The following is a 12,074-nucleotide window of genomic DNA, read 5'->3' on the forward strand; positions in this document are numbered from 1 at the left end:
ATTTGCGTTTTATGGGCAGATTTTTGCTGGTGAACACTTTTAATTACACCCAAAGGATACAGTTTTGAGCCATCGTGGCGGAAGTGGGCTGGATTATTTAACAGTGATGCCGATGAAACAACAATTCTAATTCTGAAATAGGTAAGTTAGATGAATATTAGTCCCCTGTTGCAGGCCAGGGCTGTCCGAGGGCTTCTGTATGCGTTGCTGGCCATGTTCCCTATTTCCTCGTGGGGTGTCACCCTGAAAAATATGGATGCAGCTGCATTGCCCGGAGAGATGGTTGAGATACGTTTGACATTTGATGGCGCGGCACCGGTAGCTCATGGCTACAGCATTGAGAAGCCCCCCCGGATTTCCATAGACCTGCCTTTTACCCGCAGTGAACTCCCCAAGTATAATGAGATTGGTTTTAATAATGCCAAGAGTGTGACCGTGCTTGAGGCTGGTGACAGAACCCGTCTGGTCATTAATCTTCAGCAGCCTACCCGCTTTAGCAGCCAGGCTGATGGCAGGACGCTCAGCATTTATCTTGGCGAGAATAGCAGCGCCACTGCGGTTCAGAGGGAGTTATCTCAGCGGGGTCAGCCATCTTATCAAGCCGCTGAAATGAGAAGAGGTATTACCGATATTGATTTTCAGCGAGGTGATGATGGTGAGGGAGAGGTCATCATTGCCCTGTCCGATGCCAGGATTCCGATGGATATGAATGAGCAGGGGGGGCGTATCCGTCTGGAGTTTCAGGGCGATGTATTGCCACAGAATTTGAGAAATCGCCTGGATGTTATCGACTTTGCAACGCCGATCAAGTTTATTGATGCCGCTGTTGAAGATGGTAACAGCATTATTACCATAGAGCCCAAAGGAAAGTTTGAGTATCTGGCTTATCAGACAGACAACCTGCTGACTGTCAGTGTCAAGGCTCCAGATCTTAAAGATCATAGAAGAAAAGCAGGGCTTTCTTATAAGGGTGACAAGCTGTCGTTAAACTTTCAGGATATTGAAGTCCGGGCGGTGCTTCAGTTGATCGCTGATTTTACCGATCTGAATCTGGTTGCATCGGATACGGTTGAGGGTAATGTAACCCTGCGACTGCAGAATGTTCCCTGGGATCAGGCGCTTGATATTGTGCTTAAGGCCAAAGGGCTCGATAAGCGTTTGGAAGGAAATGTCCTCACAGTGGCCCCGGCAGCGGAAATTGCTGCACGTGAGCGTGAGCAGCTGGAGAACGAAAAACAGATTCGTGAGTTAGCTCCGGTATATACCGATCTGGTTCAGATTAATTACGCTGACGCTGCAGAAATTGCCAAGGTACTGCAGGGTGCAGAAGGTGCCAGCCTGTTGACAGAAAGGGGTTCGGTTCAGGTGGTGGCAAGAACCAATAGTCTGTTGATCAAGGATACTCAGGTCAAGCTGGATGAATTAAGAGCCCTGATTGATCAACTGGATATTCCCATCCGTCAGGTGATGATTGAGGCTCGTATCGTGGCGCTCAGTTCCGACTTCAAAGAAGAGCTGGGTGTTCAGTGGAGTGGGTCAAAAAAAGATGCGCTCAAGGGTAAAAGTGGTCTCTCAATTAAGGGTGGTAAGGATAATGATGTATTTACTGACCTGAGTGTAACCGGAGGGACTTCAAGTGCTATTGCCATCGGCTTCTCCACCAAAGGTGGCACCATTTTGAACCTTGAGCTCTCTGCCCTGTTGAGTGATGGTGGAGGTGAGGTAATTTCACAGCCAAAAGTCATTACAGCGGACAAGAAAACCGCAGTGATCAAGTCAGGTAAAGAAATCCCTTACGAGGAGAAAACTTCCAGCGGTGCAACTTCGGTCGCGTTCAAGGATGCGGTGCTGGGGCTGGAGGTGACACCTCAGATTACCCCGGATGGTCGCGTCATTATGGATATCAAGATCAATAATGACGATACAACCAATCAGGCATCCAATAACGTACCAATTATTTCCACCAATGAGATCACTACCCAGGTTCTGGTTGAAGATGGTGAAACAGTTGTTCTGGGTGGTGTCTTTAAGCAGACTAAAAAACACGGCGTTGCCAAAGTACCAGTTCTGGGTGATATTCCCTTGGTTGGTGGCTTGTTCCGCAATAAAACAGAGAGTGATGAAAAAGAAGAGCTTCTGGTCTTTATAACGCCCAGAATCATTACTGAAGGTGTTTCATTGCGTTAAACTGCTGGCATATAGCAGGTTTTAAAATCTCTGACGGGAGCTTTGGCTCCCGTTTTTTGTTGTCATGACTGCTTTCGATGCGCTACGCTCGCTGCACACAGGCAGGAAGTCAGGCTGGCAAAGAGCATGCCATTAACAAATATCTATCTTATTGGTCCCATGGGGGCAGGCAAAAGTACCATTGGCAGGATGCTGGCAAAAGAGCTGGCCCGACCCTTTCTTGACTCGGATCATGTGATTGAAGAGCGCAGTGGAGCGGATATTCCCTGGATTTTCGATGTTGAAGGCGAGCTGGGGTTTCGGGACAGGGAAAGCCAGGTCATCGAAGATATTTGCACTCAAAAAGGCGTAGTCATGGCAACCGGTGGGGGGGCTGTCGGGCGCTCGGAGAACAGGCGACATATGAGCACCAATGGTTTTGTTGTTTATTTGAGTACGCCGGTAGCAATCCAATTGCAGAGAACGGAAAAAGACAAGCGACGACCATTGCTGCAACGGCCAGACCGTGAAGAGGTTCTGACCAGGCTGCTTGAAGAGCGTGACCCACTGTATCGGTCGATCGCAGACCTTGTTCTGGACACTGCCACCATGTCACCCCGTCAGGTTATTAAAAAAATTATTCAAACGGTTGGTTTGGGGAAACAGTGAGGGAGTCATCGACCATGCTGGAACTTAAAGTCGATCTGGGAGATAGACGTTATCCCATTCTTATCGGCTCTGATCTTTTGTCAAACGCTGACTATTTCCAGCCTTACATCAAAGGCAGGCGTGTTGCCATTGTCACCAACGAGACGATTGCCCCTTTCTATCTGAATCTTATTAAGCGCACTCTGGCAAATTATGATTTGACGGTAATCACTTTGCCGGATGGTGAACAGTATAAAAAACTCGAAACACTCAACCTTATTTTCGATCAGCTGTTACAGGAACGGCATACCCGCAAAACAACGTTGCTGGCACTGGGTGGCGGTGTTATTGGGGATATGACCGGTTTTGCAGCGGCCTGCTATCAGCGGGGCGTGGATTTTATTCAGGTACCAACGACACTGCTCTCCCAGGTTGACTCGTCAGTGGGGGGGAAGACCGGGGTCAACCATGCCCTGGGTAAAAACATGATCGGTGCATTCTATCAGCCCAGTGCCGTCATTATTGATACGGCGACACTGAACACGTTACCTGACCGGGAGCTTGCAGCAGGGCTGGCAGAGGTGATCAAATATGGTTTGATTTGTGATAAACCATTTTATCAGTGGTTGCAGGAAAATATTGGGCGTTTGCTGGATCGTGACCCAGAGGCGCTTTCCTGCGCAATCCACCAATCCTGTCAGGACAAAGCCAGAGTGGTCGAGGCGGATGAGACCGAGTCCGGTATTCGTGCCATTCTCAACCTGGGACACACCTTTGGCCATGCAATAGAAACGCATACCGGTTATGGCTCCTGGCTGCATGGTGAAGCGGTGGCTGCTGGTATGGTGATGGCGGCTGATCTTTCTTGCCGGGAAGGTAATATATCCAGAGAAGACGTCGATGGGCTTGTATATTTGCTTGAACGTGCCAGCCTGCCGGTAATGCCTCCTTCTGGTATCACTCCGGATCGCTTTATTGAGCTAATGGCAGTTGATAAAAAAGTGCTGGATGACCAATTGCGGCTGGTACTTCTGGACTCTGTTGGTCATGCTGTGGTGACAGACAGTTTTAGTCATCAACATTTAATGGACTGCCTTGAGCAGTTCTGTTCCTGATTACTTTCTCAATGGCTGGAGCGTGCTCTCCAGCTCTCTCTATGTTGATCATAACTGTTCTTAGTTGTGTGAGTTCTCTGTAAAAAGCTTTGATATATCAATCTATTATTTTGGTTTTTACCTGCATTGATAAGGGGCATTTGTGATTGCAGTAACAGCCGTGTAAAATGGCGAGCCGTTTTGCCTGCCAGATGGCCATAAGCCAGATTTAGTTTTATGCACTTAAGCTGCATAATTATGGCGGAGAGTCCTGCTACCAGAGGCAGAAAGCATACTGGTTACAAAACCGGTTACAAAATAGTTATGGCTCGACAGGGCAGTGTGCCAGTGGCACACCGAAAATGTTTAAAAGACGTGGATCCACTTGATTCAGAAAGTGGAACATGAAGCCTTCCAGAGAGGAGTCAACTTCAAGGTGGAAGGGGCTCCGGGAAAGTCGGGATGACTTTTATTTAAGGCGAGGCGAGCCAGAAAAATAATGGGTTGATGAGGTTGGTAGAGAAAGTGCCTATGAAAGCAGGTCTGTATAATCCCGGGGAGTTTCGGGATAACTGTGGTTTCGGGCTAATTGCCCAGATGGAAGGTAAGAAAAGTCACCACCTTCTGAAAACGGCGATTGAAGCACTGACCTGTATGACTCATCGTGGAGGTATTGCTGCCGACGGTAAAACAGGCGACGGTTGTGGCCTGTTGATTCAAACACCGGATACTTTTTTCCGAACTGTTGCGAAAGAAAAGTTTGGCTGCGAGCTGCCCGGACAATATGCCGTTGGGATGGTCTTTCTCAACACGGATAACGCCAAGGCGGCGAAAGGCAAAAAAACGCTTGAGAAAGAGTTGCAGAAGCAGCGGCTCAACGTTGTTGGCTGGCGCCAGGTTCCTGTTAATGTCGATTGCCTTGGTCCCATCGCCAAAGACCTTCTGCCAGGTATTGAACAGATTTTTGTTACCCCCGAAGGAGAGCTTGACGAGAAAGAGTTTAATGCCAGGCTCTACATGGCTCGCCGTTACACCAATATGGCGATGGCGGAAGACCAGGATTACTATATCTGCTCACTGTCGCCCAGGGTCATCACCTATAAAGGTTTGATGATGCCGGTGGACCTGCCGACATTTTATCCGGACCTTGGCGATACCCGCTTTGAAACCGCCATCTGTGTATTCCATCAGCGGTTTTCTACCAATACTATGCCGCGCTGGCAGCTGGCCCAGCCATTTCGCATGCTGGCTCATAATGGTGAAATCAACACCATCACCGGTAATCGCAACTGGGCAGAAGCCCGCCGTCAGAAGTTCAAGTCACCGTTACTGCCAACGCTTGATGATATTTCCCCGCTGGTGAATTGCACAGGCTCTGACTCATCCAGCCTGGATAACATGATGGAGGTGCTGGTCGCTGGTGGTGTGGATCTCTACCGTGCCATTCGGATGCTGGTTCCGCCTGCATGGCAGAATGTGGACACCATGGATCCGGACCTCAGGGCATTCTATGAATACAGTTCCATGCATATGGAGCCTTGGGACGGCCCTGCAGGCCTGGTTATTACCGATGGCCGCAATGCCGTCTGTGCCCTGGATCGTAATGGCTTGCGCCCGTCACGCTGGGTTATTACCAGGAACGGTTACCTGACCGTGGCTTCAGAGGTTGGTGTTCATGGCTACAAGCCTGAAGATGTCGTTGCCAAAGGTCGGGTTGGGCCGGGAGAAGTCCTGGCGATTGATACCGAAACAGGAGAATTGCACCAGGCCCATGATATCGATAACAAACTGAAAGTCCGTCAGCCCTACAAAAAGTGGTTGAAGCACAACGCCTATCGTATCCGTTCGCACTTCAGTGAAGATGATTACAAGGTTGACCACCTTTCTCCTGAGCAGCTAAACGTCTATCAGAAGATGTTTATGGTCACCTTTGAAGAGCGTGATCAAGTGATCCGCCCACTGGTAGAGTCTGGCCAGGAAGCGGTTGGTTCTATGGGCGACGATACGCCAATGGCCGTGCTGTCTGGCAGAACCCGGACGGTCTATGACTACTTTCGCCAGCAATTTGCCCAAGTAACCAACCCGCCCATTGATCCGCTGCGTGAAGCGATCGTTATGTCGCTGGAAACCTGCCTGGGTCGTGAGTTGAACCTGTTTGAAGAAACACCGGAACACGCTGCCCGGGTCATTCTTAAGTCACCAATACTGTCCACTGCGAAGTTCCTGGACATAATGAGTGTTCGTCATCAGCATAAGTCCTTTGAGACAGCAGTCATCAACCTGACTTACGACCTGTCTATTGGTCTTGAACAGGCGGTGTTGAATATCTGTGACCAGGCGGAACAAGCGGTGCAATCGGGCAAGATGTTAATCTGCCTTTCTGACCGTCATATCGATCAGGGACTGCTGCCAGTGCCAGCGGCCATGGCGACGGGTGCCGTGCATCACCGGTTGATTGGTAAAGGCCTGCGTTCTGAGTCCAATATTATTGTTGAAACCGCGTCTGCCCGTGACTCCCACCAGTTTGCGGTGCTGGTCGGGTTTGGTGCCACCGCCGTTTACCCTTATCTGGCCTATGAAATCATCAATGACCAGATTCGCTCCGGTGAGGTAATGACCGATCCCCGCGAAGCGTACAAGGCTTACCGTAAAGGCATTGGCAAAGGACTGATGAAGATCCTTTCTAAAATGGGGATCTCTACCATTGCCTCCTATCGGGGAGCGCAACTGTTCGAAGCCGTGGGTCTTTCCAGAGAGATTGTCGACCTGTGCTTCTGCGGCGTTCAAAGCCGTATTCAGGGTGCCCGTTTTGAAGACTTCCATTATGAACAGGGCCTGTTGGCGGAAACGGCCTGGAAAGCCCGTAAGCCAATTCAGCAGGGTGGTCTGCTGAAGTATGTTCACGACAGTGAGTACCACGCTTTCAACCCGGATGTGGTGCAACAATTACAGGTTGCCGTTAAAACGGGGGACTATCAGGAGTATCGGAAATACGCCGAACTGGTCAACAAGCGTCCAGTGGCTACTCTGCGTGACCTGCTGGGTCTTAAGCTCAGTGAAAAAGCGCTGGTTGCCGATGAAGTGGAATCTGTTGGTGATATCGTTCGTCGCTTTGACTCCGCAGCCATGAGTCTTGGTGCACTGTCTCCGGAGGCTCATGAAGCCCTGGCGGAAGCGATGAACCAGCTTGGTGGTCGTTCCAACTCCGGTGAAGGTGGTGAGGATGAAGCCCGCTTCGGCACCAATCGTGTGTCCAAAATCAAGCAGATTGCCTCTGGTCGTTTTGGGGTAACCCCTCACTATCTGGTGAATGCCGAAGTACTGCAGATCAAGGTTGCCCAGGGTGCCAAGCCCGGCGAAGGTGGTCAGTTGCCCGGTGGCAAGGTGAATGAGCTGATTGCCCGTCTGCGGTACTCTGTGCCGGGTGTTACCCTGATTTCACCGCCACCGCACCATGATATCTATTCCATCGAGGATCTGGCTCAGCTGATTTATGACCTTAAACAGGTGAATCCCGAGGCGCTGGTTTCCGTCAAGCTGGTATCTGAACCAGGCGTTGGTACTATTGCAGCAGGCGTTGCCAAGGCGTATGCGGATCTGATTACCATCTCCGGCTATGACGGTGGTACTGCTGCAAGTCCTCTGACGTCTATCCGTTATGCCGGTTCTCCATGGGAACTTGGCTTAAGTGAAGCTCATCAAACACTTCGTGGTAATGATCTGCGTGGTAAGGTTCGCCTGCAGACTGATGGTGGTCTCAAGACCGGTCTGGATGTGGTCAAGGCGGCCATTCTTGGTGCGGAAAGTTTTGGTTTTGGTACTACACCCATGATTGCCATGGGCTGTAAATACCTGCGTATCTGTCACCTGAATAACTGCGCTACCGGTGTGGCTACCCAGGATAAGTCACTCCGGGAAGAGCACTTTAAGGGTGATGTGGAGATGGTTATGAACTTTTTCACCTTTGTTGCCGAAGAAGTGCGAGAGTGGCTGGCCTTGCTGGGTGCCAGAACCCTTGATGAGGTGGTAGGCCGCACTGAGTTGCTGGAGCTCCTGCCGGGGTTGACGGAAAAGCAGCAGAACCTGGACCTGTCCCCGATTCTGCTGGGCTGTGCCGATGTGCCTGTGGATAAGCCCATGACCTGTCAGGTGAATCGTAACCCGCCATACGACAAGGGCGAGTTGGCAGAAGAGATGGTTCGACAGACAATGTATACCATTGAAAACCGGGAGGGCGGTGAGTTCAGTTTCACTGTTGGCAACTGTGATCGTTCCATCGGTGCACGTCTCTCTGGTGAGATTGCCAAACGTTACGGTAACCAGGGCATGGCTGATAAGCCCTTGAAGCTGAACCTGACCGGCTCCGCGGGTCAGAGCTTTGGTGTCTGGAACGCGGGTGGTCTGGAAATGCGTCTGGAAGGGGATGCCAACGACTATGTGGGTAAGGGCATGACCGGCGGTAAGCTGGTGATCTACCCGCCGGTTGGCAGCAGTTTCGTCACCCATGAAACCTCTATCGCTGGTAACACCTGTCTCTATGGCGCCACGGGCGGAACATTATACGCAGCTGGTCGTGCAGGTGAACGTCTCGGTGTTCGTAACTCTGGTGCCAATGTTGTGGTGGAAGGTGCAGGCGACCACTGTTGTGAATACATGACCGGAGGTCTGGTTACTGTACTGGGCCGGGCTGGTCATAACTTCGGTGCGGGCATGACTGGTGGTTTTGCCTACGTGCTGGATCTGGAAAGAAGTTTTGTTGATCGTTATAACCATGAATTAGTGGATATACATCGCATTGATAATGAAGCCATGGAGCCTTATCAATCGCACCTGCTGAGCGTCCTGGAAGACTATGTTGCCGAGACCGGCAGTGCCTGGGGGCAGGAGCTGATTGATGACTTCTATGACTACAGTGGTCGTTTCTGGCTGGTGAAGCCAAAAGCTGCCAGTCTCAATACCTTGCTGGCCAGTACCCATGGTAGCCCTGAGTGATCAGGGTATCTGCAGGCATGGCAAAAGATCAGGTATTGAACATACGAACAGCTTTGTGAGGTCAGCGAAATGTCACAGCTACATTTAAAAAATGGCAGCAGCCTGAGCCGAAAAGAAAGAAGACTGAATAACAACTTTCAGTTTGTTGATGTAGGTCGTCACGACCCGGATAAGAAAAGCCTTCGTCAGCGAAAAACAGAATTTGTTGAAATCTACCAACCGTTTGATGAGCGACAGGTAAAAAATCAGGCGCATCGTTGCCTGTCCTGTGGTAACCCATACTGTGAATGGAAGTGCCCGGTACACAACTACATTCCGGATTGGTTGAAACTGGTCTCTGAAGGTCGTCTTTTTGAAGCGGCAGACCTGTCACACCAGACCAATACGCTGCCAGAAGTGTGCGGCCGGGTTTGTCCACAGGATCGCCTCTGTGAAGGTGCCTGTACGCTGAATGACGGTTTTGGTGCGGTAACCATCGGGTCAACCGAGAAATACATTACCGATACGGCGCTGGCCCTCGGCTGGCGTCCGGATATGTCCAAGGTGTCCTGGACCGATAAAAAAGTGGCCATCATCGGTGCCGGACCTGCAGGTCTGGGGTGTGCCGATGTGCTGGTGCGCAATGGTGTGACGCCGGTGGTGTTTGATAAAAATCCGGAAATCGGTGGTTTGCTGACCTTTGGTATTCCAGAGTTTAAGCTGGAAAAACACGTCATGAGCCGTCGTCGTGAAGTGTTTACTGAAATGGGAATTGAGTTTCAGCTGAACACGGAAATCGGTAAAGACATCACCATGGAGAAGCTGCTTGAGGAGTATGATGCGGTATTCATGGGCATGGGAACCTACACCTATATGAAAGGGGGCTTCCCGGGTGAAGATCTTGAGGGTGTCCATGATGCGCTGCCTTACCTGATCTCCAATGTGAACCGTAACCTCGGCTTTGAGCAGGATCCGGCAAACTTCATTGATATGAAGGGCAAGCGGGTGGTGGTGCTTGGTGGTGGTGATACCGCCATGGACTGTAACCGCACAGCCATTCGTCAGGGGGCCAGGTCGGTTACCTGTGCCTATCGTCGTGATGAAGAGAATATGCCAGGTTCCCGTCGGGAAGTGGCCAATGCCAAACAGGAAGGAGTGAACTTCCTGTTTAACCGCCAGCCGTTAGAAATTGTTGGTGATGGCAAGGTAGAAGGCATTCGTCTTGTAACCACTGAGCTGGGCGAGCCGGATGATGATGGCCGTCGTTGTCCACAAGTGGTAGAAGGCAGTGATCAGATACTTGAAGCGGATGTGGTACTGGTTGCCTTCGGGTTCCGTCCAAGCCCGGCCGACTGGTTTGAACAGCATGATATTCAGATTGATGAAGGTGGCCGGGTTGTGGCCCCGGAAAAAGCAAAGTACAAGTTTCAGACCAGCAACCCCCAGGTGTTTGCCGGTGGTGATATGGTTCGTGGGTCTGATCTGGTTGTCACTGCCATCTGGGAAGGCCGTCAGGCAGCAGAAGGTATTCTTGATTACCTGGATGTCTGATTATTAACTCTTTTTTAAGATAATATAGGGGCGTTTTTCCAATCTGGAAGCGCCCCTGTTTTTTCTACAGCCTGAAATACTGATGGTTCAGGCAAAGCGGGTATCGGTACTTTTATGACTCCATTGAAAAATGACCGCTTTCTTCGAGCTTTGCTCAGGGAGCCAGTTGATGTAACCCCTGTCTGGATGATGCGTCAGGCTGGTCGTTATTTGCCGGAATACCGGGAAACCAGGGCTCATGCCGGTGACTTTATGACCCTGTGCCAGAACGCAGAGCTGGCCTGTGAAGTAACTCTGCAGCCATTAGAACGATTCCCGGTGGATGCGGCGATTCTCTTTTCCGATATTCTCACGATTCCCGATGCCATGGGCCTTGGGCTCTATTTTGCAGCCGGTGAAGGGCCGAAGTTCAAAAAGCCGGTTCGTACCGCCGCTGATGTTGCAGCGCTGACCGTGCCGGATCCGGAAAAAGATCTGGGTTATGTGATGGACGCGGTGAGAACCATTCGACGTGAACTCAATGGCCGGGTGCCTCTGATTGGTTTTTCCGGCAGTCCCTGGACGCTGGCAACCTATATGATTGAAGGTGGCAGCAGCAAAGATTTTCGTCGTATAAAAGCGATGATGTTTGATCAGCCAGAATTGCTGAAGCAATTGTTGAGTGTGCTTGCCGAATCCGTGACCAGCTACCTGAATGCTCAGATTGAAGCGGGTGCCCAGGCGGTTCAGATTTTTGATACCTGGGGTGGGGTGCTTAGTCCGGAGAATTATCATGACTTCTCACTGCACTATATGGATAGGATTGTTAAAGGCCTGAAGCGGGAAAATGAAGGCAGAACAGTGCCGGTTATTCTCTTTACCAAAAATGGTGGGCAGTGGCTTGAAGCTATGGCCAATACCGGTGCCGATGCCCTGGGTCTGGACTGGACAACCGATATTGGTGAAGCACGGCAGAGGGTAGGTAACCGGGTGGCTTTACAGGGCAATATGGACCCATCAACGCTATATGCATCACCTGAACGTATTCGCCGGGAAGTCGCGACCATTCTGGAAAAATTTGGCTCAGGCAATGGGCATGTGTTCAATCTTGGGCATGGCATTCACCAATATGCTGAACCGGAAAAGGCGGGTGCCTTTGTGAATGCCGTACATGAACTGTCTGCGCAATATCATGCTTCCGTATAACGCTGCTGCCTGCTGTTAAGGGCCTTTACCAGGGCTCTTTGTACGGTAAACCGGGTAACTGGCTTGGTGAGAATTGAGCTGATACCCAGTTTGCTGGACTGGTACCTACTGGGTGGGTTACTGACCCCGGTCAGCATGATAATGGCTGGCAGGGGATCAATACTTGAATCGTCATTGATTCGTTCTGCCACCTGCAGACTTTTCAGTCCTGGCATATGGTGGTCAAGAATAATGATATCAAATGCCCTGTTGAAAATTCCGTTTTTCATATTAGTTGCAGAATTATACTGAAAACTGACTTATTGGATAGTTAATCAGTCGACGATTTACCAATGAACAGTAAATTCAGGAGATTTCCTTTACCTTCCTGGTACACGATTTCAATGCAATTGATGGGTTCCTTCTTCATTGATGTCCAAACTCCGTTCGTCCTGAGCGGAGTCGAAGGGCGTAAACTCC

7 protein-coding genes are annotated in these 12,074 nt (G+C 50.5%); 6 read left to right on the forward strand and 1 reads right to left on the reverse strand.

Going from position 1 to position 12,074, the window contains the following annotated elements; genetic code table 11:
• Window positions 1-150 precede the first annotated feature (150 nt).
• The 6 genes from pilQ to hemE all read left to right on the forward strand — a co-directional run bounded on the left by pilQ (window position 151) and on the right by hemE (window position 11,615).
• On the forward strand, window positions 151-2,187 hold the full coding sequence (gene pilQ, locus KDK15_RS06325; RefSeq protein ID WP_257294521.1) for a type IV pilus secretin PilQ: 2,037 nt from the start codon (window positions 151-153) through the stop codon (window positions 2,185-2,187).
• 126 nt (window positions 2,188-2,313) lie between these two features.
• Entirely contained in the window at window positions 2,314-2,835 is a 522-nt protein-coding gene (gene aroK, locus KDK15_RS06330) for a shikimate kinase AroK (RefSeq protein WP_257294522.1), read from the forward strand.
• Window positions 2,836-2,849: 14 nt separating this feature from the next.
• On the forward strand, window positions 2,850-3,929 hold the full coding sequence (gene aroB / locus KDK15_RS06335; RefSeq protein ID WP_257294523.1) for a 3-dehydroquinate synthase: 1,080 nt from the start codon (window positions 2,850-2,852) through the stop codon (window positions 3,927-3,929).
• 510 nt (window positions 3,930-4,439) lie between these two features.
• The gene (gltB, locus tag KDK15_RS06340; protein ID WP_257294524.1) at window positions 4,440-8,900 is read left to right on the forward strand and encodes a glutamate synthase large subunit; all 4,461 of its coding nucleotides are present in this window, start codon (window positions 4,440-4,442) and stop codon (window positions 8,898-8,900) included.
• A 69-nt stretch (window positions 8,901-8,969) separates the two neighbouring features.
• On the forward strand, window positions 8,970-10,430 hold the full coding sequence (locus tag KDK15_RS06345) for an FAD-dependent oxidoreductase (RefSeq protein WP_257294525.1): 1,461 nt from the start codon (window positions 8,970-8,972) through the stop codon (window positions 10,428-10,430).
• Window positions 10,431-10,544: 114 nt separating this feature from the next.
• Window positions 10,545-11,615 carry a uroporphyrinogen decarboxylase gene (gene hemE, locus KDK15_RS06350; protein ID WP_257294526.1) on the forward strand — a complete coding sequence of 357 codons (1,071 nt, stop codon included), beginning with the start codon at window positions 10,545-10,547 and terminating at the stop codon, window positions 11,613-11,615.
• Here the strand turns inward: hemE and KDK15_RS06355 are convergent.
• Window positions 11,600-11,884, reverse strand: a complete 285-nt coding sequence (locus KDK15_RS06355; protein WP_257294527.1) for a two-component system response regulator — start codon at window positions 11,882-11,884, stop codon at window positions 11,600-11,602. The two genes, hemE and KDK15_RS06355, sit on opposite strands and share 16 nt — an antisense overlap.
• Between the last annotated feature and the right edge of the window lie 190 nt (window positions 11,885-12,074).

It is taken from the genome of Endozoicomonas sp. YOMI1, assembly GCF_024606345.1.
GTDB lineage: Bacteria > Pseudomonadota > Gammaproteobacteria > Pseudomonadales > Endozoicomonadaceae > Endozoicomonas.